General features: G+C 43.7%; 21 protein-coding genes. 18 read left to right on the top strand and 3 right to left on the bottom strand.

Going from position 1 to position 23,314, the window contains the following annotated elements:
- Positions 1-37 precede the first annotated feature (37 nt).
- Entirely contained in the window at positions 38-1,357 is a 1,320-nt protein-coding gene (locus tag J3L18_RS14565; RefSeq protein WP_129568873.1) for an SGNH/GDSL hydrolase family protein, read from the bottom strand.
- A gap of 19 nt (positions 1,358-1,376) precedes the next feature.
- Positions 1,377-2,600: an OmpP1/FadL family transporter gene (locus J3L18_RS14560; RefSeq protein ID WP_129568874.1), complete on the bottom strand. Its 1,224-nt coding sequence runs from the start codon at positions 2,598-2,600 to the stop codon at positions 1,377-1,379.
- Between the two features lie 215 nt (positions 2,601-2,815).
- Between J3L18_RS14560 and J3L18_RS14555 the strand changes: the two genes are divergently transcribed.
- The 12 genes from J3L18_RS14555 (at position 2,816) to J3L18_RS14500 (ending at position 16,740) form a co-directional block, all read left to right on the top strand.
- On the top strand, positions 2,816-3,703 hold the full coding sequence (locus J3L18_RS14555) for a helix-turn-helix domain-containing protein (protein ID WP_090523879.1): 888 nt from the start codon (positions 2,816-2,818) through the stop codon (positions 3,701-3,703).
- A gap of 304 nt (positions 3,704-4,007) precedes the next feature.
- The gene (locus J3L18_RS14550; RefSeq protein WP_129568875.1) at positions 4,008-5,804 is read left to right on the top strand and encodes an acyl-CoA dehydrogenase FadE; all 1,797 of its coding nucleotides are present in this window, start codon (positions 4,008-4,010) and stop codon (positions 5,802-5,804) included.
- A 315-nt stretch (positions 5,805-6,119) separates the two neighbouring features.
- Complete coding sequence (locus tag J3L18_RS14545; protein WP_129568876.1) at positions 6,120-6,863, top strand: electron transfer flavoprotein subunit beta/FixA family protein; 744 nt, start codon at positions 6,120-6,122, stop codon at positions 6,861-6,863.
- Positions 6,864-7,037: 174 nt separating this feature from the next.
- Complete coding sequence (locus tag J3L18_RS14540; RefSeq protein ID WP_129568877.1) at positions 7,038-8,015, top strand: electron transfer flavoprotein subunit alpha/FixB family protein; 978 nt, start codon at positions 7,038-7,040, stop codon at positions 8,013-8,015.
- 12 nt (positions 8,016-8,027) lie between these two features.
- Complete coding sequence (locus J3L18_RS14535) at positions 8,028-8,471, top strand: acyl-CoA thioesterase (RefSeq protein ID WP_208102441.1); 444 nt, start codon at positions 8,028-8,030, stop codon at positions 8,469-8,471.
- Between the two features lie 63 nt (positions 8,472-8,534).
- The gene (locus tag J3L18_RS14530) at positions 8,535-8,804 is read left to right on the top strand and encodes an acyl-CoA-binding protein (protein ID WP_129568878.1); all 270 of its coding nucleotides are present in this window, start codon (positions 8,535-8,537) and stop codon (positions 8,802-8,804) included.
- 320 nt (positions 8,805-9,124) lie between these two features.
- Positions 9,125-9,577: a DUF2147 domain-containing protein gene (locus tag J3L18_RS14525; protein ID WP_129568879.1), complete on the top strand. Its 453-nt coding sequence runs from the start codon at positions 9,125-9,127 to the stop codon at positions 9,575-9,577.
- Between the two features lie 39 nt (positions 9,578-9,616).
- Complete coding sequence (locus tag J3L18_RS14520; protein WP_129568880.1) at positions 9,617-11,995, top strand: 3-hydroxyacyl-CoA dehydrogenase/enoyl-CoA hydratase family protein; 2,379 nt, start codon at positions 9,617-9,619, stop codon at positions 11,993-11,995.
- Between the two features lie 26 nt (positions 11,996-12,021).
- Positions 12,022-13,197: an acetyl-CoA C-acyltransferase gene (locus J3L18_RS14515; RefSeq protein WP_129568881.1), complete on the top strand. Its 1,176-nt coding sequence runs from the start codon at positions 12,022-12,024 to the stop codon at positions 13,195-13,197.
- 30 nt (positions 13,198-13,227) lie between these two features.
- Entirely contained in the window at positions 13,228-15,042 is a 1,815-nt protein-coding gene (locus tag J3L18_RS14510; RefSeq protein ID WP_129568882.1) for an AMP-dependent synthetase/ligase, read from the top strand.
- A 3-nt stretch (positions 15,043-15,045) separates the two neighbouring features.
- Complete coding sequence (locus J3L18_RS14505) at positions 15,046-15,822, top strand: enoyl-CoA hydratase/isomerase family protein (protein WP_129568883.1); 777 nt, start codon at positions 15,046-15,048, stop codon at positions 15,820-15,822.
- 6 nt (positions 15,823-15,828) lie between these two features.
- A complete protein-coding gene (locus J3L18_RS14500) occupies positions 15,829-16,740 on the top strand; it encodes an SDR family oxidoreductase (protein ID WP_223266137.1) in 912 nt (303 codons plus the stop codon).
- Positions 16,741-17,428: 688 nt separating this feature from the next.
- Here J3L18_RS14500 and J3L18_RS14495 read toward each other — a convergent pair.
- Positions 17,429-18,151, bottom strand: coding sequence for a hypothetical protein (locus tag J3L18_RS14495; protein WP_129568884.1), 723 nt, complete (start codon positions 18,149-18,151; stop codon positions 17,429-17,431).
- Positions 18,152-18,354: 203 nt separating this feature from the next.
- Here J3L18_RS14495 and J3L18_RS14490 point away from each other — a divergent pair, with 203 nt between their 5' ends.
- From J3L18_RS14490 to J3L18_RS14465, 6 genes are all read left to right on the top strand, one after another.
- A complete protein-coding gene (locus tag J3L18_RS14490) occupies positions 18,355-18,807 on the top strand; it encodes a winged helix-turn-helix transcriptional regulator (RefSeq protein WP_129568885.1) in 453 nt (150 codons plus the stop codon).
- Positions 18,808-19,091: 284 nt separating this feature from the next.
- A complete protein-coding gene (locus tag J3L18_RS14485) occupies positions 19,092-19,901 on the top strand; it encodes an SDR family oxidoreductase (RefSeq protein ID WP_129568886.1) in 810 nt (269 codons plus the stop codon).
- A gap of 4 nt (positions 19,902-19,905) precedes the next feature.
- The gene (locus J3L18_RS14480; RefSeq protein ID WP_129568887.1) at positions 19,906-20,823 is read left to right on the top strand and encodes a helix-turn-helix domain-containing protein; all 918 of its coding nucleotides are present in this window, start codon (positions 19,906-19,908) and stop codon (positions 20,821-20,823) included.
- Positions 20,824-20,834: 11 nt separating this feature from the next.
- A complete protein-coding gene (locus J3L18_RS14475) occupies positions 20,835-21,167 on the top strand; it encodes a Cif family virulence factor (protein ID WP_112651893.1) in 333 nt (110 codons plus the stop codon).
- Between the two features lie 292 nt (positions 21,168-21,459).
- Positions 21,460-22,026 (top strand): RNA polymerase sigma-70 factor, encoded by a 567-nt coding sequence (locus J3L18_RS14470; RefSeq protein ID WP_223266138.1) that lies wholly within the window; start codon positions 21,460-21,462, stop codon positions 22,024-22,026.
- Between the two features lie 140 nt (positions 22,027-22,166).
- Complete coding sequence (locus J3L18_RS14465) at positions 22,167-23,135, top strand: FecR family protein (protein WP_129568888.1); 969 nt, start codon at positions 22,167-22,169, stop codon at positions 23,133-23,135.
- The last annotated feature ends 179 nt before the right edge of the window (positions 23,136-23,314 follow it).

Below are 23,314 nucleotides of genomic sequence, written 5' to 3'. Positions count from 1 at the left end.
CTTGTGACTTGGAACTTAAGACTTTCGACTTAAGGCTTTAAGGAAACTTAACCCCGTTATAATCAGATATATTCACCTGTGGTATTGATGAGTTGTATTTGTCATTAATAGCCTTGATAAATTCATTGGCAACAATGGCATATCCGCGTGGTGTAAGGTGCACCCCGTCCAGCGAAAACAGGCCGCCGCTGATATAGTTGGAATTAACGCTTACTCCGTCAACCACCATCCCGTTCAGTTTAACATTTTGCAGAAAGGTATATGCATCAAATACAGCCAGGCCTTTTGCTGCCGCTATAGATTTTATGGTGGTGTTATAAGAAGTTACATAATCCTCGGTAAGGGCAACCTCCTTTTCGTCAAGTACATATTGGTTATCTATCGGCGTATACGGCGTTAAACCGTAAGGCAGGTTGCCAACAGGAGTTGCAACCGGCTGCCCGATCTTGCTCGTCGGAAAGGTAAGTACGATAAGATCGTTAGGCGTTGCTGCGCGCGGCGCATAAGTACTGCCCGAAACCAGAGCGTTAATATACAATGCTTTTGCATTGGGGTTGGCTTTTTGCACGCCGGCCAGTATTGCAGAAACGGTGATGGTATTAAAATAAGGTATTGAGGTTACATCGGGTACGGTTGCAACTACGCCTTTCTGTCCCTTGGCAGTAAGGGTGTTGATCAATACATTATACAGGGCAGCAAAAGTATTTTTGTCTGTCAGCACGTCGCCGGCCCCTCCGGATGTGGCATAGCCTAAAGCGTCATTATTTCCCAGCCAGTTAGAGAAGAAAGTAAAGGGCTTGGCCATAACAAAACCAAGATAGGTGGTGGAGTTTGTTGGCGCGTTGCCCGGCAGCAAGCGTTCAAAATACCCGTTAAGGTTACCATAGGGCGCGTAAGTGATGTGCATCAGCTTAATGCCGGGTACGCCATAGTTATTAATATCGCCCGTATATTTGGTATAGAGGGTAACATCTCCAAAACCGGGTACTGTAAGTTTCCCACGTATGGCCAGGTTAGTAGTTACCGGGGTTGTAATCGGTGTGCCATCGGCATTAAACCCGGTGAGTGATAAATAGCCCGATCCGTTTGCCTGGGCGGTGCTGAATAGCGGCTGCGTAAATGCGCCGCCGCCAACCGATTGCATTTGCTTGCCGATGATGCTGGGATAGGATACCTGCTGACCTGCAAGGTATAAGCCCCCATCAGCATAACCGGCAGTGAGCGAATTACCCAACGCAATGTATCTTGAAAAATCAACAGAACCTGCGGACGGCTTTGGCGTATGGATTTCGGGCTTGCAGGCACCTAATAACAGTAACCCTGCAACAATATAAATATGTAATTTAAACGTTTTCATGAACTGATTTCTTTAAGGATTACCAATGATAGGCTAATGAGATACCTGGTATATAAACATCGGTTTTAAATGTTCCCGATAGCTGCGATTCGATATTGGTTTGGGTGCGTTGCATCAGGTGCTCGTACTCAAAGGAGATATCTATATCGAGGTGATTGGCTACGGTATAACCTAAGCCCAGGGTACCATAAACCCGGTTGGCATCCGGAGCTTCGGGAGTTACATAGCCATCTAAAACAGCGGTGCCGCCATAGCCACCGCCAAAACGCAGGGCCAGTTTATCGGTAGCCTTATATTGAGCGCCCCCGCGCAAGCTAAACGCCTGTTGGTAGTTCCGGGCGGAGTGGGTGTCCTGTAATACAGCCGTATTGTTTTTATAATCAAACGATAGCGTTTTATAACTGTCCCAGTTAACCAGGTTAACATCCATGGCCAATATCCATTTGCTGCTGGGGTAAAAGCCGAAACCGATGGAGTTAGTGGCCGGTAAGGGTATGGTTGAACTAAAGGTATTGGGCTGAGGGAAACTGCTTTGCAGCGATGCAGGTACAGTAAAAATAGCGTTCCCTGCCGAAATTGTGGTATTTACCTGCGACCGGTGTGTGATCCCTATGGTAATACCTGCTTCTGTTTTGAAGTAAACGCCCGCGTTCCACCCGTAGCCTTTGCCGCTGCCTTTCAACCGGGCCTGCCCTGGGTCGCCGCTACCGTTTGCCAGTGGGATGGCCCGCGTCAGATCAACGCTGCCATGGTTGTAAACGAAGCCTCCGCCAATGCTCACCCAGTCGGCCAGTTTTATACTTAATGTTGGCTGAATATAAATGGCTTTCAGGTCGAGGCTTTCCAGTACATATTTGCCTTGCCAGGTATTGCCCCAGTCGGTTAAGCCGCCAAAAGGAGTATAAACACCGAGTCCCAGTTTCCAGAAGGAAGATTTGGGCCCCCATACCGCATAAGCATGGAACGGGGTAGCAACTTTATTAGAAGTATGGTCCTGTATTGAGGTTCCGGCGGGGTTGAAAACAGATTTGAACAGTAAAGGGCTTATTCCTCCCTGTATGTAATTTTCGGGCAGCATGGCTACCGCGCCCGGGTTAAAAAATACGGAAGCGCCATCCTGTACGATACCCGTACCTGTATGGCCCATTCCTATTTGCTTTTGCCCCCCCAGGTTCACCTGGAAACCCTGGGAAAAAGCTAACAGCGGCGCTGCGGTGAGCACCAATAGTAGAATTTTTCTCATAAAAATATAATTGGTTCGTGACAGGAAATTGTTTGTAGGTTACAATTTGAAACTGTCAGGGATAAAATTAGTTTGGATTAAAAAGAAAAAAAGGGCTATAATGCGGAGATATTAGTCAAAAAGTCGGATAAAGCTTATTTTTAATATCAGATAAGAAAATTGCTTTACAACCGTCTTTAATAAATACAATAGTTAAAATTATATATCTAAACTATATGAATAATAAAGTTGGACAATTAAGCCTGTCAAAATTTGCAGATCTTTATGCAGACAAGCTGGCTGGTGCCGATTTTTTTGTTGTTGACGAAAAGCAATTATTGAGCCTGAGCGAATATCCTTATCGTTCGGACGGTTATATTATAGGCATTTGTACCCGGGGCACAGCCAAAGTAGAAGTAAACCTGCAGGTTTACGATGCACGGCCGGATGCCATGCTTCTGGCAACCCCCTTTCATGTTTTGAGGATCTACGATAGCAGTGCCGATTTTTTATGCCGGTTTGTTGTTTTCAGCAAAGCCTTTCTAATCGAAAATAATGCTAATAGCCATTTCCTTGAATCATTCAGTTATTTCAACAGCGCGTCTATCCCGGTAATTTATCCTGGCAATGCCGATGCCAAAATGATCCTGGAAATTTATTTATTGATCCAGCGCAAATTAGCGCGCGAAGGGCATCCTTACGATGTTGAAATATCCAGGAGCATTTTGATGACACTGCTTTATGAAATACAGGCCATTTACGAAAAGCAACACCTGATAATAAAAGGTAAACAAACCAGGAAACAGGAACTAAACGTGCTTTTCCAGTCCCTCATTTTCCATCATTATAAAGAACATCGCAGCGTGCAATACTATGCCGACGCGCTGTATGTATCTCCCAAACATTTAACTGAAACCATTAAGGAAGTAACCGGGAGGACCGCGGGCGAATGGATAGACGATGCGGTAATATTGGAAGCCAAAGTATTACTGCGAAATCATGAGATCAGCATTGCCCGCGCCGCCGAGAGCATCCATTTCCCCGACCAATCTTCGTTTGGTAAATATTTTAAAAAGCATACCGGCATGTCGCCTTCTGATTACAGGGCGATATCTGCGCATTGATTGTTTATTAGTTAATTAAGTAATAAAAAAAATTTCATTGCGAGCGTAGCGTGGCAATCTCGTAGCCAATGCATGTCCGATCTGTATAGCTACGAGATTGCTTCGTCGTTCCTCCTCTCAATGACATGGGTTTTTAAACCATCATTCCCAGTCGATCTTCAGGTTTCGGACACCAACAGTCTTTTTCCACCCTCCCATTCTCATCTTCTTTCCGACTTTTTGACTAATATCTCCGCATTGCTGCCCTTTCTTTGGCTTCATAATGCCTCTAATTTTACTCCTGATTATAAACCAATAAAACTTTATGAATGCCACAGAACCGATGAAAGCCATAAAAGGAGGGGAGTTTCTGATCAGGGAGACTTCCGCGGAAAGCGTTTTTATTCCTGAAGAATGGAATGAAGAGCAGTTGATGATCGCCGAAACATGTACCAATTTTTTGGCACAGCAGGTAACACCAAACCTTCAGCGTATTGACGAGCAGGAGGAGGGGTTAATGCGCCATTTAATGGACGAGGCAGGCGCGCTTGGATTGTTAGGCATCTCCGTGCCCGAAGAATATGGTGGTTTTGGTAAAGATTTTAAAACTGCCATGCTGGTTACTGAAAAATTAGGGGCAGGTCACTCATTTTCGGTTGCTTTTTCGGCTCATACAGGTATAGGTACCCTGCCTATATTATACTACGGTAATGATGCCCAAAAGCAAAAGTACATCCCCAAGCTGGCCAGCGGCGAGTGGAAAGGGGCCTATTGCCTTACAGAGCCTGCCGCAGGCTCAGACGCTAATTCGGGTAAAACCAGGGCAAAACTTTCTGCAGATGGTAAGCATTATCTTATCACCGGGCAAAAAATGTGGATCACCAATGCCGGTTTTGCCGATGTGTTTACGGTTTTTGCCAAAATAGATGATGATGAAAACCTGAGCGCGTTTATTGTTGAAAAGGATTTTGAAGGACTTTCGTTAAATACCGAAGAACATAAAATGGGGATCAAGGGCAGCTCGACACGCCAGGTGTTTTTTAACGACTGTAAAGTGCCGGTTGAAAACCTCCTTTCCGAAAGGCAGAATGGTTTTAAGATAGCAGTCAACATCCTGAATCTCGGCCGCATCAAATTAGGCGGCGGCACCGTTGGGGCCAGTAAGGATGTGATCACCTCATCGGTACGTTATGCCAATGAGCGGGAGCAGTTCGGTCGCGCTATTTCCAAATACGGGGCGATAAGATATAAACTGGCCGAACAGGCTATCCGTACTTACGCGGCAGAATCGGCCGTGTACAGGGCCAGTCAGAATATGGAGGAGGCTACAGAAATGTTAATTGCCTCCGGGCTTGACGAAAACAAAGCCAAACTGAAAGGCACTGAGCAATTTGCTATAGAAGCCGCAATCCTTAAAGTTCATGCTTCGGAGGTTTTAGATTATGTAACTGACGAAGGTGTGCAGATTTACGGCGGCATGGGCTATAGCGCAGAGGCGCCAATGGACAGGTCGTACCGTGACTCGAGGATCAACCGGATTTTTGAGGGCACCAATGAAATTAACAGGTTGTTAACTGTTGATATGATGCTGAAACGCGCCATGAAGGGTGAGCTTGACCTGATGGGACCGGCTCAGAAAGTAGCCGGTGAATTGATGAGCATCCCCGATTTTGGCGCAACCGAAGAAGATGGCCTGTTTACTAAAGAAAAGAAATACATAGCCAATTTTAAAAAGGCCATATTGATGGTAGCCGGTAGCGCTGTTCAAAAACTAATGATGCAATTGAGCAAAGAGCAGGAAGTATTGATGAACCTGGCCGATATGCTGATAGAGCTTTATGTAAGCGAATCGCTGCAATTAAGGGTAGAGAAATTGGTTGGCTTAAGAGGAGAAGAAGCGTGTAAGGAACAATTGGATATGATGCGGGTGTACATCAATGACGCGGCCGAACATATTGCGAAATCGGGTAAAGAAGCACTGAACTCATTTGCCGAAGGCGACGAAAGAAGGATGATGCTCATGGGACTAAAGCGCTTCACCAAAACCGACGACATCAATACCACCCAGGCACGCAGAAATATCGCAGCCAAATTGATTGCTGAAAATAAATATTGCTTTTAGTGCTTCATCACTTTTTTAATGTTGTGGTAACACATCATTTCAAACAAAAGAAAATGTCATTTCGAACCCTTGAAGGGCGGGAAATAGCGGGGCAAGGGTGAGAAATCTTATACGAGATGCAGATTTGTGCGGGTTACAATAGGGCGTAGAAGATTTCTCCTCACCGGCTGGGGCACGCTCTTCAAGGGGTCGTTCGAAATGACATTATTTTTCCATTAATAATTAAGTTATTAAAGACGTGCACGAAGAGGAAAATCGCACGATCCCCGCTGTTATTTTCCGAATAATATCAACCTAAAAAACAAAATTCTGATAATGAAAATATTAGTGTGTATAAGCCAGGTGCCGGATACCAGTACTAAAATTGTATTAAAAAATAATAACACTTCTGTTAATAGTGATGGAGTTACTTATGTGATTAACCCATATGATGAATGGTACGCGTTGATTAGGGCTATCGAATTAAAAGAAAGCGGTATCGCCACCGAAATTCATTTGATAACCGTAGGTAAGGCCGATGTAGAGCCCGTGATCAGGAAAGCATTAGCCCTGGGCGGCGACGAAGCCATCCGCATTGATGCAGAGAGCAATGATCCTTATGAAACCGCTCATTATATAGCCGAATATGCTGCCGGGGTTGGTTATGATCTTATTTTATGCGGCAAAGAGTCTATCGATTACAATAATGGAACTACAGGCGCCATGCTGGCCGAGTTACTTGACCTCGATTACGTTGGTTTTGCAACCTGGATCAGCATAGAAGCCAATGCTGCTGCGGTAAATCGTGAAATAGAGGGCGGTGAAGAAACAGATGCCTGTAATTTACCGCTGGTTATTTCCTGCCAGAAAGGTGTTGCCGAAGCCCGCATTCCCAATATGCGTGGCATCATGGCGGCACGTACGCGTCCGTTAAAGGTCATTACGCCTTCAGGAATAACTGCTGTAACCGAAATACTGTCATATGAATTGCCGCCTGCCAAGGCCGGTATCAAGCTGGTAAGTCCGGATGATATGGATGAATTGGTGCAGCTGCTGCATACCGAGGCTAAGGTTATATAATGTCAATTATTATTAAATGTAGAGACGCATAATTGCGTCTCCCGAATGCAAATTATGGCAATTGAAAAAGATAAGTAAAGCCGCTTGTCCTGCGGGAGACGCAATTATGCGTCTCTACCCGAAAAAACTTAAATAGTTTTTAAACAGTTAACTTCTAACTAAAAAAACAAAAAAATGTCTGTAATAGTATTGGTAGAACATACCGGAGGAATTATAAAAAAGCAAAGCTTTGAGGCTGTGCAATATGCCGCTCAAATAGCCCCAAAAATGGGCACTACGGTAACTGCCGTTGCTTTAGGCAGCGTTACCGAAGCTGAAATGGAAAACCTTGGCCAGTACGGTGCTCAAAAAGTGCTGCACGTTGCCGATGGCCGGTTGGACGAGTTACACTCAAGGGCATATGCCAGCGCGTTAATATCCGCAGCACAAAAGGAGAATAGTAAAGTAGTTGTAGCCCTTCATGATATCAGGGGCAGGGCGGTAGCGCCGCGGATAGCTGTAAAATTAAAAGCAGGCCTGGTAGCCGGGGCGCTTTCATACCCTGATACGGAAAAAGGCTTTGTAATTAAAAAGGCCGTGTTTTCGGGAAAAGCATTTGCCTATGTAAACATTTTAAGCGACGTAAAGGTGATTATGCTGATGCCTAACACATTTCCACCTCAAAAGCAGGAAGGTAAAGCAGTTGTTGAGCAACTGGATGTAAGCTTTAGCGAAAAGGATTTTAGTGTGAAAGTTAAATCGGTAAATAAAGTGACAGGTGAAGTACCGCTTGCGGATGCCGAGCTGGTTGTTTCGGGAGGCAGAGGTTTAAAAGGCCCGGAAAACTGGGGCATACTGGAAGACCTGGCGAAAGAGCTGGGCGCTGCTACGGCCTGCTCGCGCCCGGTAGCCGATTCGCACTGGCGGCCGCATCATGAACATGTGGGCCAAACAGGTGGCACCGTTCGTCCAAATCTGTATATAGCGGTAGGAATATCCGGAGCTATCCAACACCTGGCCGGGGTTAACGGTTCAAAAACTATTGTAGTGATCAATAAAGATCCCGAAGCTCCGTTTTTTAAAGCAGCCAATTATGGGGTAGTTGGTGACGCGCTGGAGGTTTTGCCTCGACTAACGGCAGCAGTCAAAAAGTTTAAAGAACATCATCAATAAATAATCAGGGCTATGGAGTTTTTTTATGAAGGACAGGTGCTGTGGTCGCAGATAGACTCGAATCAGCACATGCGGCATTCTGCATATGCCGATCTTGCAGCACAGGCACGCATCACCATGCTTGAAAGCCTGGGTTTAAAACTGCCTACACTTTATGAATACAAAATAGGGCCTGTATTATTCAGGGAAGAAATGATTTACCTGAGAGAGATCGGGATCAATGAGCAGATCAGGGTAACCTGTGAGCTTACTAAATCCCGGCCTGATGGTTCCCGCTGGGCAATCAGGCATGAGCTGTACCGGGGCGACGACGTCAAAGCTGCAATCATAAATGCCGAAGGTTCATGGATAGATATGGAAAAGCGTAAGCTGGCCGTATTGCCGTCGGAGCTAAGCCAGATGTTTATGAAGGCGCCCCGCAGCAGCGATTATGTGGAAGAGGCCAACCCGGCCTGAAGCAATTTAATATAACAATTAACCGAAACTAATAATCAGCATTAAGCTTTATATAATTTATCTATGACCGATCTGAAAGGCACTTTTGAAAGGGCCGTTAAAGAGAGTAAGGAACTACCCTCAAAGCCCGATAATGAAACATTATTAAGTTTGTACAGTTTATATAAGCAGGCAACGGAAGGCGATATAAATACAGAAAACCCTCCGGGCATGTTTGATTTTGTAGCTAAAGCAAAATATGATGCCTGGTTAAAACAGAAGGGCACTACCGCTGATAATGCGATGCAGCAATATATTCAGCTTGTAACGCAATTGTCAAATAAAACCAGCTAACTTTAATTCCGAAATATTGACAAATGTTTCCGCCGTTTAGACCTTTATAAAGCACCGCAGAAATAGATATTTGTTTTTATAAACCATCCCGGTATCGGGGATATGATTAGAATCTATTAATTCACATAGATAATTAAATAGTAATAACCAGGCTATTAGCTTTAAGCCTTGTGCATTCTGCTTTTAGCTTTATATAAACCATTTTATAATTCTACTCTGTCTCTTTTTAGGTGGCTTCTGATATCCGTATTGATATTAGGTAAATGCGACAGAGGCCCTAAAAACCGACTTGTTTTTAACTATAAAAAACACCTAAGGCAATGTCAGCATCAAAAAAACATTTCACCCGTTTTGTATTAATCCTGCTAACCATTGTGGCGGTAAGCATCAACGCAAAAGCGCAAACCGATAAAATTGAAGGTTTATGGTACAACGACGTAAAAACCGCCAAAATCCAGATCACTAAAGAAAGCAACGGTAAGTTTTATGGTAAGGTGGTATGGCTTAAGGAACCATTAAAAGATGGGAAGCCGAAAGTTGACGAAATGAATAGTGACGAAAAATTGCGTTCAAGGCCCAGGCTGGGCTTACCCGTATTGGCTGATTTTGTGAAAGATGGCGATAACAAATACTCGGGCGGAACAATTTACGATCCTAATAACGGCAAAACGTATTCCTGTAAAATGACCTATAAAGGTAAAACCCTGGATATCCGCGGATACATTGGTATTTCGCTTTTCGGGCGGACAACAACCTGGTCGCGGGCAGAGTAAAATAAAGATAAAGAGTTTTAATAACACAAGCAGATACTAATGAATGCTAAACGAATTATAAAAAAGGTTGCAGTATTGGGGTCGGGAGTAATGGGCAGTCGTATCGCCTGTCACTTTGCAAATATTGGCGTACAGGTACTGTTGCTTGATATTGTACCCAAGGATGCTCCGGCAGATAAAAAAGCGCGGAATAAAATTGTTAATGACGCGCTGGACTTCGCGTTAAAGTCAAACCCTTCGCCCATCTATCTCAAATCATTCGCAAAACGTATTACAACCGGCAATTTTGAAGATGATATGCCCAAAATTGCGGATTGCGACTGGGTTATAGAGGTAGTTGTGGAACGGTTAGATATTAAACAACATGTGTTTGAAACAGTAGAAAAGTACCGGAAACCCGGCACACTGATCACTTCCAATACATCCGGTATCCCGATACATTTAATGGCCGAAGGTAGGAGCGATGACTTTAAAAAATATTTCTGTGGTAGCCATTTCTTTAACCCTCCCCGGTATTTAAAATTACTGGAGATCATTCCCACAAAAGACACCTTAGCGGGCGTTGTGGATTTTTTGATGGACTATGGCGCAAAATACCTGGGGAAAACTACAGTATTAGCTAAAGATACGCCGGCATTTATCGGTAACCGCATCGGGGTTTTCAGCATCATGAGTGTGCTGCATTATGTGGAGCAAACCGGTATGACGGTTGAAGAGGTTGATAAACTGACAGGGCCTGTAATAGGGCATCCTAAATCGGCTACGTTCCGTACCAATGATGTGGTGGGTTTAGATACGATGGTGCACGTTGCCAACGGTCTTTACAAAAACGCACCCGATGATGAGGCAAGGGAACTATTCAAAATTCCTTCATTTGTTGAGGGAATGCTAAAAAATAACTGGCTGGGCAGTAAAACCGGCCAGGGTTTTTATAAAAAAGAAAAAGGTGAAGGTGGAAACCAGTTTTATGCGCTCGATCTGAAAACGCTTGAGTACAAACCCTCTCAAAAAGTAAAATTCGCCTCACTTGAAACTACAAAGGCGATTGATAACTTAAAAGATAGGCTCAGGATCCTGGTTGCGGCAAAAGACAAGGCAGGTGATTTTTACCGGGCTACCTTTTATCAGTTATTTGCTTATGCCAGTAACCGCATCCCCGAAATAGCCGATGAACTTTATAAAATAGATGCTGCCACCAATGCTGGCTTCGGCTGGGAACTGGGCCCATTTGAAAAATGGGACGCGCTTGGTGTTGAGGATACGGTAAAAGCCATGGAAGCCTTGGGAAGCAAACCGGCCCAATGGGTATATGACATGCTTGCGGCGGGTGCAAAAAGCTTTTATAAAATAGAAGATGGCAAACGCCTGTATTATGATATTCCGTCGAAAAGCCACAAGGTAATTCCCGGTACCGAAGGCCTTATTTTGCTTAGTAATATCCGGGAAACAAATACGGTGTGGAAAAACAGCGGTACTACCATTACCGATATTGGTGATGGTATCCTGAACCTTGAGTTTCATACCAAAATGAATACAATAGGCGGCGAGGTGATTGAAGGCATCAATAAAGCCATCACCCTTGCCGAGGCAAGTTACAAAGGCCTGGTTATATCAAACGAGGGTGCAAATTTCAGCGCAGGGGCCAATGTGGGCATGATATTCATGATGGCCGTTGAGCAGGAGTTTGATGAGCTCAATATAGTGATCAAAGCCTTCCAAAATACGATGATGCGCATCCGTTATTCATCGATCCCGGTGGTGATAGCGCCTCATCAAATGGCCCTGGGTGGTGGCTGCGAGATGTGCCTGCATGCCGATAAGGTGGTGGCACATGCCGAATTATATATGGGCCTGGTTGAGTTTGGTGTTGGTTTGATACCGGGAGGTGGAGGAACGAAAGAGTTTGCCTTGCGCCTTTCAGACGAACTACAGGAAGGTGACGTAGAACTCAATAATTTTCGTGACCGTTTTTTAACCATAGGTCAGGCAAAAGTATCTACTTCGGCTTATGAGGCATTTGAATTTGGCTATCTTAAAAAGGGCAGGGACATAGTGGTAGTATCACGCGAGAGGTTACTTGCCGAAGCTAAACAACAATGTCTGCAGATGGCGAACGAAGGGTACATACAGCCTATTCCGCGCAGAGATATCAGGGTGCTGGGTAAGCAGGCCCTGGGTTTGGGTTATGTAGGGGCCAATACAATGTACAGCGGTAATTATATCAGCGAGCACGATGTGAAAATTTCGCAGAAACTGGCTTATGTGCTTTCGGGCGGCGATCTGTCCCAGCCTTCAATGGTGAGCGAGGAATATTTGCTGGGGTTGGAGCGTGAAGCCTTTGTTTCGCTTTGCACCGAAAAGAAAACGCTTGAACGGATCCAATCCATTTTAACAGGTGGTAAAGTGTTAAGGAACTAAATTTTTTAAGTATAAATCTCAATAAAATGAACGCATATATAGTGGCAGCCAGCCGCAGCGCTGTTGGAAAAGCAACCCGGGGCGGGTTTAGGTTTACCCGTCCGGATACGCTTGCGGCAGATGTGATCAGGCATCTGCTGGCATCGGTGCCTAATGTTTATAAAGAGCAGATTGATGATGTAATTGTAGGCAATGCTACACCCGAAGCCGAACAGGGATTGAATGTTGCGAGGCTGATTTCATTAATGGCGCTTGATACCGATAAAGTACCCGGTATGACGGTGAACCGCTATTGCTCGTCGGGGTTGGAAACAATTGCGATAGCATCAGCAAAAATACACAGCGGCATTGCCGATTGTATTATCGCGGGCGGTGTGGAAAGTATGAGCCTGATCCCGATGGGGGGCTGGCGCATTGTTCCTAACGCCGATATTGCCCTTGCCCATCCCGATTATTACTGGGGCATGGGCCTTACTGCCGAAGCTGTAGCTAAAGAATATCATATTGGCCGCGAAGAGCAGGACCAGTTTGCTTACAATTCGCATCAAAAAGCCATCAATGCTATTAAAGAAGGCAAGTTTAAAGAAGAAATAGCGCCGGTAAATATTGTGGAAACTTATGTAGATGAGAGCGGCAAAAAAGCGAAAAGAGAGTTTAAGATAGATACGGATGAAGGTCCGCGCAGCGATACCTCAATTGACGCGCTGGCAAAGCTTAAACCGGTATTTGATGCAAAGGGCGTGGTAACTGCCGGCAATTCGTCACAAACCAGTGATGGGGCGGCCTTTGTCATGGTAGTTAGCGAACGTTTTATGAAACAGAACAACCTTAAACCCATAGCCCGGCTGGTTAATTACGCCGTTGCAGGTGTGCCGCCGCGGATCATGGGGATAGGTCCGCTGGTGGCTATCCCCAAAGTGTTGAAAATGGCAGGGATGAAACAGCAGGATATTGACCTGATAGAATTGAATGAAGCTTTTGCTTCACAATCACTGGCGATAATAAAGGGGCTGGAACTTAATCCCGAAATTGTAAATGTAAACGGAGGGGCTATATCACTCGGCCATCCGCTTGGCTGTACCGGGGCCAAACTTTCTGTTCAGCTTTTTAACGAATTAAAACGGCGGGAGAAAAAGTATGGTATGGTTACCATGTGTGTAGGCACGGGGCAGGGCGCGGCGGGTGTATTTGAACTGTTGTAGGAATTTACCTTTATCTAAACCATTTCAAGCATGGAAAAGGCGACAAGATTGTTTGATTGCATGATTACCCAGGCTAAGGAGCCTAAGGTAGATCTTTTGAATGCGAAGGAGAATGGTTCCTGGCGGTCATACAGCACCCAAGAAGTGCATGCCATGATCAACCAGCTATCCGCAGCCCTGTTGGCCCTGGGCGTTTCGGGCGGTGACGGCACTACCGAAGGCCGCGATAAAATAGGTTTGATAAGCAATGGCAGGCCCGAGTGGATTATAACCGATCTGGCAGTACAGCAAACGGGAGCCATACTGGTCCCGCTATACCCTAATACAGGCACTAAAGAAATTGAGCAGATCCTGAACGAGGCAGAAGTTAAATATGTATTTGTAAGCAGCAAAGATTTATGCGATAAGGTTAAGGAAGTTCATTTAAGAATCGCCTCGTTAAAAGGCATATTTACTTTCGATAAGATCGATGGCTGTGATTACTGGGGTACATTGCTTAAGCCTTTGCAAGAAAGTTATCAGCAAAAAATACAGCAGATAAATGATCAGATCACCGAAGACGATGTGGCAACCATCATTTATACTTCGGGCACTACCGGCCGGCCAAAAGGGGTAATGCTTACGCATAAAAACATCATGACCAATGCCTCGGCATCCGGCGATATTCTTAGCCGGATTCCGGTTACAGAAAAACGTGTTTTGAGCTTTTTGCCTCTGAACCACATTTTTGAAAAGATGTGTACCTATGTTTATCTGTATTATGGCTTTTCTATTTATTACGCCGAAAATATGGACACCATAGGCGCAAATATGAAAGAAATAAAGCCTTCACTTTTTACCGCTGTGCCCCGCTTGCTCGAAAAAGTGTTTGAGAAAATTATGGTGCAGGGGCAGAAACTAACCGGTATTAAAAGGAAGATCTTTTTCTGGTCGGTAAAACTGGCCGAAGCTTATGAAATTAATAATACCAGCCTTCGGTATAAAATTAAACTGGCCATAGCCGATAAACTGGTTTACAGCAAATGGCGTGCTGCTATAGGTGGTAATATAAAAGCTATAGTAGTTGGCAGCTCGGCCTGCCCCATTAAGCTGGAAAGGATTTTTACAGCTGCAAATATTGTTATTATGGAAGGTTATGGGCTTACCGAAACATCGCCTGTAATTGCTGTTAACTGTTATGAAAAAAGCGGGAGGAAATTTGGCACCGTAGGTCGTTTGCTAAGCGGTGTGCAGGTGAAGATAGCCGCCGATGGGGAGATCCTCTGCAAAGGCCCTAATGTAATGCTGGGCTATTATAAAAATCCTGAGCTTACGGCAGAGGTATTGGAAAACGGCTGGTTCCATACCGGGGATATAGGCGAACTGGACCATGATTCGTTCCTGAAAATAACAGATCGTAAAAAAGAGATCTTTAAAACCTCGGGCGGTAAATACGTGGCCCCGCTACCCATCGAAAATAAGATGAAGGAAAATTATTTTATTGAGCAGATGATGGTTGTTGGTGCGGAAAAGAAATTTGTCGCGGCGCTCATTGTACCATCCTACACTCATTTAAAACCCTGGTGCAAGGAAAATGGTATTGCTTTTACAACTAACAATGAGTTAGTTAAAGATGCGAAGGTAATTGAATTATATCAATCCATTATCAATAACTATAATCCCGAATTTAACCATGTTGAACAGGTGAAGAAGATCACCTTGCTTCCCAACGAATGGTCGATAGATAGCGGTGAACTTACCCCGACAGGTAAAATGAAACGGAAAGTGATCACCGAAAAATACAAAGCCGAGATAGATAAAATGTATCTATGCCAAGTAAGTGAGGATCCAACTCTTGTAAATTAATTGATGAATACATTTCAAACAACAATACAGGGCAGGCTGGTTACAATTTCGCTTGATAGGGGCCGCTCAAATGCCATTAATCATGAAATGGTTAAAGAACTGGCGGCCTGTATCAAAACATTGGAGCATGATGACAACGTGGGCGGGGTTATTTTAACCGGCAAGGAAGGCTTTTTCTCTTCCGGTATCGACCTGATTGAGGCCTATGATTATGATGAAGCGCAAAGCCGCCAATTTTGGGTGGATTTTTTAGCCTTGCAAAATACTTTAGCCGCTTTCAGGAAACCTTTGGTAGCTGCCATTAGTGGTCACAGCCCGGCTGGTGGCTGTATATTAGCTATTTGCTGCGATTATCGGGTGATGGTCGAAGGCGCATTTATCATCGGTTTAAATGAAGTTCCGGTTGGTATTATCGTACCTGACAGTGTTTTTAGCTTGTATGCCTTTTGGCTTGGCCAGCGTAAGGCATATCAGTATTTGCTGGAGGGTAGGCTGCTTAAGGTAAATGAAGCATTGGAAGCCGGGCTCGTTGATGAAACTGCTGCGCCGGATAAGTTAATGAGCGCTGCAATAGAAAAGGTAATGGCCTATATAAAACTGAACCCGGTTACCTGGACGGAAAGTAAATTGAATTTGCGAAAGGAGTTGATAGGGAAACTCAAAGCCGACCAAACCGATACCCTGAACAAAATGCTAAAACAATGGTGGGCACCCGAAACCAGGCAAGGCCTTCAAATGATGATCCAGAATTTAAAATCAAAAAATACAGCTGTTAAATAATTGACGATGACAGATCCTAAAACTTCAAATGATGCTGCAAATCCAAACGCCGCAACTGCCGGTGGAATGTTAAGAGATGACGCTTTAAAAGGAAAAACCATCATTGTAACCGGCGGCGGAACAGGTTTAGGTAAAGCAATGGGGACTTACTTTTTGCATTTGGGCGCTAACCTGGTAATTACCAGTCGCAAATTGGACGTACTGCAACAAACTGCAGCCGAAATGGAAGCCGAAACCGGGCGTAAAGTATTGCCAATAGCCTGCGACGTGCGGAAGTATGACCAGGTTGAAGCAATGTTGCAGAAAGCTATCGAAAGATTTGGGCAGGTTGATGCACTATTGAATAACGCGGCCGGTAATTTTATTTCGCCTACGGAGCGTTTATCGGCAAACGCGTTTTCGGCTATCATTGATATTGTTTTAAAAGGTTCGGCCAATTGTTCTCTGGCTTTGGGCAAATATTGGATCAGGGAGAAAATGCCCGGAAATATCCTGAATATCATAACCACTTATGCTTTTACAGGTTCGGCTTATGTTGTGCCCTCGGCCTGTGCAAAAGGCGGTGTGCTGGCCATGACCAGGTCCTTAGCCGTTGAGTGGGGCAGACATGGCATCCGTGCCAATGCAATTGCGCCGGGCCCATTTCCCACCAAAGGCGCATGGGAAAGATTATTGCCCGGAGACATGGCCCAAAAGTTTGATTTTAAAAACAGGGTGCCGCTTAAAAGGGTAGGCGAACACCAGGAGCTGGCTAACCTGGCCGCTTTTTTGGTGTCTGATTATTCAGGATACATTAACGGCGAGGTGATTACCATCGATGGGGGGGAATGGCTGCAGGGTGCCGGTCAGTTCAGCGGGCTCGAAATGATACCGGATGAAATGTGGGATGATATTGAGAAGGCCACGAGGTCGGCGTGAGGGTGGTAATCGATCAGTAATTGAGTGTGTTAATTACCGATCTGAAGAAGTGAAGTTGTCAAATGCATTCTTGCCCTCTTCAAAAGCTTTTAGGTCTTCCTCTGTCCAGGTTGAAACCTGAGATATTTTCTTCCTGTATGCAGAGGATTGCGGTTTAATTTGTTGTTGTATAGTAACACCAAGCCCCTAAGTATTTGTAACCAAAATACTTTTAGTATCGGGAATATCCATTACTAACCTCTCCAAGCTGGCCTTGTTGATTTGCATCCCTTTTCTAAACGGAGCAGTATCTGCAAAGGTATATGGGGGAATACCTTTAATATTTACTTTCAATCTACCATTTAAAACAACATCATGAACATTTACTATCGGATCATCATAGCCGTCTTTTCCGGTGTCAACAACAAGCGACTTCTTTTTTAAAGCCTTCGCTGCCTGGGCATCAAACTGTAGTAAACCACCTCATGCGGATATTATGAGGTGGTTTTTTCGTCCACTTAAGCTGTCTTGCGATGGATGTTCCTTTTATTTTTTCTACGGCGCGCTTGGAAGATATAGATCGAAAAAAAGCGAAGAGGCAGTAGTACTACTTCGTATGGTGTCGAAAACATACATTGAGATCGGTTAAAATCAGTTTGAAACAATAAAGCCATCGAAGACTTTCTATTAATGCAGTATATATTGATGCTTAAAACAATTTTATATTACTTAATTCGATAGAGATAAACAGCGGGGCAGGAACAAGGGCGGTATTATCTTCGTTCCTTTTGTAAACATGCCTGCTTGTTGGGAATTTAATGCCTTGAACTTCGGTATAATTTGCCACATAATGAACAGATGCTGCATTGTTGAGAATCTCAACATTATAGTCATGCCTCTTGAACAGGCCCGACTGATCGATATAGAATATCTGTTCCCTGCAGTGTGTTGCAATGTTTTCCGGGAAAGTGACATGCAGCCGTCTTAATACCTCACCATTTTCAGTCCATGGCCCCAACTCTTTCACTTTATATCCAGGTTCCGCTAAACAAAACGGTGTGTTCAAATAAGTCCACATGGCGTAGCCTGTGAAATAGGTTACCTGAAGTTTTGACCAGGGTGTTTCTGTTACATAGTCTTTAAAGCTGTTTCGTGGAAAATACAATTGATCGACCAGTGCGTCCTTTTCATCTATGATGGCGACTTTGTTAGTTTCAAAGGTATTATGCCAACCTTGATTTATAAAAGGAGAGAACGACACATGCTGTTTTGTAGTACTCAACAAGACATTAATGTCATCCATAATACCAGGGACCTGCTTAAATGCCCAGGTAACGCCCCCAATTTTAAGATGTGCAGAAATATTTTCAAACTTTTTCCAGTTATCCAAGCCGCCATGGGCATCAATGGTAAATTTTAAGAGATCATTCATATCGTGAGTTAATTTAATTTGCAATCTGAATAAGCTATTTTTTTTGTTGTTGCTTTTTGCAAGTGCAAATATAAATCTTTCTACTTGTTATTTGCAAGTAGAAAGATTTATGGTGGTGGTTTTTCTCTTACTAATGGGTTTTTATACTTACATTTGCACTTGTAATCAGCAAGTGAAATGCTTGTGAAGTTTATGACGATATCATGAAAAAGATAAAGAAACGTTCTGCCTGCCCGATAAGTTTTAGCCTGGACTTTCTCGGAGATAAATGGACGTTACTGATCGTCAGGGACATACTGCTTAATAATAAAAATACTTTTGGCGAGTTTTTACAGTCGGCTGAAGGTATCGCAACCAACGTATTAACAGATCGCTTAAAAATGCTGGAAACCGAAGGTTTCATCATGAAATACCCCGTTCCTGGCAAGGCCAGGGTGGCCTATTGCCTTGCAGAAAGAGGCATTGCCCTTATCCCGATTATTATGGAAATGGCGATATGGGGAGTGTCAGAGAATAACACGGAAATAAAAAAAGAGTTAACGGCAGCCCTTAAGAACGATAAGGAGGCCGTCTTATCAGGATTAGCAAAGAAACACCTGGCGATGTACGAACAAAGGAAAGAATCAAGGATTGAACCCGATCAGGTAAACGTTTAACGATCAAGTATCCTGGGCAGTGCAGTCATTTTCACTCCTCCGCCATTGGCAGTACGTTTTCATTAGTTGGATAACCGGCCGTGATATCTTCCGCAGTGCTTTTATATAAAATCAGGAAATAAAATCCATTTCCTGTGCCGGGATAAGTATAAACAGTGTGCCTTTAAAGAGAAAATCCACAAGGAACAGCGGCATCGCGTCATTTTGGCTACTATAAACTGCAATACGGCCACACATCGCAAATAACTCCTGCCGATTTTTGTACGGTAATATTTAAGCAAAAAATGAGAAAGACAATTTTTATTACCGGGGCATCTTCAGGGCTGGGTAAAGCCACTGCCAAATTATTTCAAAGTAAAGGCTGGAACGTTATCGCGACAATGCGCAATCCCGCCCTTGAAACAGAACTTACTGCATTACAAAATGTAACCCTGCTGCCATTAGACGTTACCAATTTGGAGCAAATTCAAAGTACCGTAAAAGAAGCAACCGGCCAACATGATATCGATGTGGTATTTAATAACGCCGGTTATGGCCTCGTTGGCGCGCTGGAAGCTTTTTCAGATGAACAGGTGGTAAGGCAGATAAACACAAATTTGCTCGGTGTCATCCGCGTTACGCAGGCTTTTGTACCCTATTTCCGAAAAAAGAAAAGCGGGTTGTTTATTACCACAACTTCTATCGGCGGCCTGGTGACCTTTCCTCTCGACTCGATCTATCACGCAACAAAATGGGCGCTGGAAGGCTGGAGCGAGGGTATGTCCTATGAACTGGGGCTTCACAACATCGGTATCAAAACCATTGCGCCGGGTGGTATCAAAACTAACTTCGCGGGTGAGCCATTAGATGTTGCCCGCCACCCTGCCTATGAAGAAGGATTGGAAAAGCTGTTTAACCTGATGAATCCTGCCAATTTTGAACCTGTGGAATGGATTGCAGATGTGGTATATGAAGCTGCTACAGATGGTAAGCAGCAGCTGCGCTATGTTGTAGGGGCATTTGCCAGGCAGTTGTATGAAAGACGTTTGGAAATCGGTTCTGAGGTAGCAGTACAGGAGATGAACAAAATGGTCTTCGGAGAATTAGTAAATTAGCCAAATGAGGAAAGAAGCCAACAACCCTTTGCGGATAGATTCTATTTCAGCACTGCACAGGATGCTGGGCTTACCTAAGCCATTACATCCGTTAATAAGTCTGGTGGATAATACAAAAATGGTGGTAAATAAAGCGCAGCTGAACAGTTCTTTTCTCTTCAACTTTTATAAAATTTCTTTTAAGAAAACGCTGAAAGGGCTCATCGGCTATGGACTGGGCCATTACGATTTTGATGAGGGCGGTATGGTATTTACCGCCCCCAATCAATTGCTCTCAATTATTAGCAACGACGAAGAGTATGAAGGCTTCTCATTGCTTATCCACCCGGACTTTATCAGGAACTACCCGCTGGATAAAAAAATCAGGTCGTATGGATTCTTCTCTTACGAAACGAATGAGGCCCTGCACCTGTCTGATAAAGAAAAGACGATTATTTTAGGCGTTCTGGACAACATACAGCAGGAATTAAACGGAGCTATTGACGATCTCAGCCAGGACTTGCTAATCTCTTACATCGAGGTGCTGCTCAATTACAGCAACCGTTTTTACAAAAGGCAATTTATTACCCGCAAGGCGGTAAGTAATGATATGCTTATGCAGATGGAAGATGTATTAAATGACTACTTTGAAAAAGAACAGGGATTGGATAAGGGACTACTGACTGTAGAATACCTGGCGCAGCATTTACATGTCTCCCCACGGTATTTAAGTGATATGCTGCGTTCCCTTACCGGCCAAAATGCACAGCAGCATATACACGAAAAACTGATAGAAAAAGCAAAGGAATATCTTTCGGTTTCCCATTTAACAGTTGCAGAAATAGCCTACCAGCTGGGTTTTGAGCATCCGCAATCGTTCAATAAAATATTTAAAAGAAAAACCAATGTAACGCCCCTGGAATTCAGGGCCTCGTTCAATTAAAAAGCCAGTAAATGGATATCAGATTATTTATAGAAGAGTGGATTAAACTGGGCAATGCTTTCGATACGGATGCATACCTGGAAAAGTACAGGGCCGATGCAATTCTGGACGACCCTTCTGTTGGGAGGAAATTTATCGGCCACAAAGGCATCCGGGATTATTTTACCACTTATTTTATAGGATATAAAACTCAGACCCGGTTAATGAAGCTGGACATCCACGGTAACGAAGCGCATCTGGAAGTGGAATTTACCGGGGAATTTCCCGAGGGGAAAATCGGCGGTACTTTTGATATTATACTCAGAGATGAAAAAATCGCAGCAGTAAAAGCAGCGCTTATTTAAGCAGTAAAACAATAAGTTGCGATTTCGGCTGCAAACCTGTGATCAGGCTGATTTAAGCGTCATTTACCAACCCGGGCGATATTTTTAATATTTCCTGATTGAACTGGTATGTTTTAAGGATCGAGGCTTACTGGTGTGTAGTTTAATTAACACAGGTAAGGTTAATTTAATGGTTGTATAAAACACGCTAAGGAAGCCGGCAGTAACGCATGAAACGTAATAAAAAAAATTGTGTTGTTACTACTTGTGCTTTTTTATTGATAGATTCGGGAACTAGCTGGAATCTATGTCAATGTATCTTAAACTTGATGATCAACAACTGTTGCGATTATTGATTAATGGTAGTGAAGACGCATTTGCAGCTATCTACAACAGGTATTGGCGAAAACTGGTTGCGATAGGTTATAGTCATACTAAAGACAGGTTTTTAGCTGAAGAAATTGTACAGGAGGTTTTTCTGAGTATCTGGAACAGACGGAATGAACTAAAAATAGATACGGTAAGTAGTTACCTGGCAACAGCCATAAAATTTTCCATATTTAAACATATTGCAACCAATAACCGCCGTCAGAGAATTTTATCGGCCATGCCGAACGCAAGCTTAGTGGAAATGACGGATGAGCTTGTGCATGCCCGCTTTTTGAAGGAATATATAAGCGGCGTGGTAGAGGAGATGCCCGAAAAATGCCGCCTGGTTTATAAACTAAGTCGCGAAGAAGGGCTAAACGTTGGCGAGATCTCGCAAAAAATGAACATTGCCGAAAAAACGGTTGAAGCACATCTGTCTAAAGCGCTTAAAGTGCTCCGCCTCAATTTGAAAGAATTTATGGTATTGGCCATATTTCTTCACAAAATTTAACATCGCCCAGTTAATTTTGTTGTTTATCGCGTCTTACCAAAGGTTTGCTCATTAAGTTATTTTAAATAAATATTAAAATTTTTGTTTTTTGACTAAGGGTAACTTCATAGTTGTTGTACATCCTGTTATAAAAAACAAAGATGGAAGACGAACACCTGCAGTCGCTTGCCAAAAAATATCTTTCCGGCACGGCTACCGAAGCCGAAAAGGCCGAGTTGCATACCTGGTATAGACTTAAGGAAGGGGAAGATCTGATATTGCCTTATCTTGATCAGCGTGAAGAAGCGGAAGCAAGAGAGAGGATGTATAAAAACCTGAAGCAAAAAATGGATAATGCCGATGGTGAACAGCACCGACCTAAAACACTTAAATTCAGGCTGGCTGCTGCGGCTATCGTGTTGCTGGGTATTGCCATGTCGTTTTATTACCTTAACATATACCACTCTGGCGGGCAACTACGGCTTGTAACAACCAAAAGCGGCGAGCATAAAAAAATTGAACTTACCGATGGTACTTTAATTTACTTAAGTTCAGAATCAAAGCTTTCATATCCCGTTGCCTTTAAAGGAAATACCCGCGAGGTGATTTTAGAAGGAGAAGCTTTTTTTGAGGTAGCTAAAGACAAATCAAAACCCTTCATTTTGCATACCGGTAAGTTAACTACAAAGGTGTTGGGTACATCATTTAATGTGGATGCTATCCTGTCACACCCTGATGTTACCGTGGCACTTATAAGCGGTAGGGTAATGTTTTCTGACGGAAATGCGCAAGCTGTACTTAAGCCCAACTTCCAGGTAGTATACAATAAATCAAAAAAACTGCCACGGATTGAAACAATCCCGGATTCGGCAGCGCTTATTGGCCGCCATAAGGGCTCATTTGAATACAAGAACACCCCGCTTGAACAGGTAATTGAAGATCTGAACCGAAACTTTAATACTCACGCCGTTGTAATAGGCGCTGTTAAAAACTGCACCTTTTTTGGCCGTATTAAAGAGGGCGAAAGTCCGGAGCAGTTTCTTAACAAGTTAGGAATAATTATGGATGCTACGGTAACCGGTAAAAATGGCGGTTATGTTATTAAAGGAAAGGGAGGAGGTTGCCGTTGAGCTAAGTTATCTACTTTAAAACAATCTTCAGCAGGCCCGGCAAGGCCTGTCCTGAAGATCAAAAAATGTCATTCGTTAAAGCAGTACTTGAAAGGTTGGAGCCAAAAGTATCTGCAATTTTTTTAAACATTTTATTTAGTGAATATATGAAAAATAATGTGCCCTGCCAATGGGGCCGC

This window comes from Mucilaginibacter gossypii (assembly GCF_017569325.2).
GTDB lineage: Bacteria > Bacteroidota > Bacteroidia > Sphingobacteriales > Sphingobacteriaceae > Mucilaginibacter > Mucilaginibacter gossypii.
Note: the sequence above shows the minus strand (reverse complement) of the source record. Positions and strands in the feature narration are given on the sequence as shown.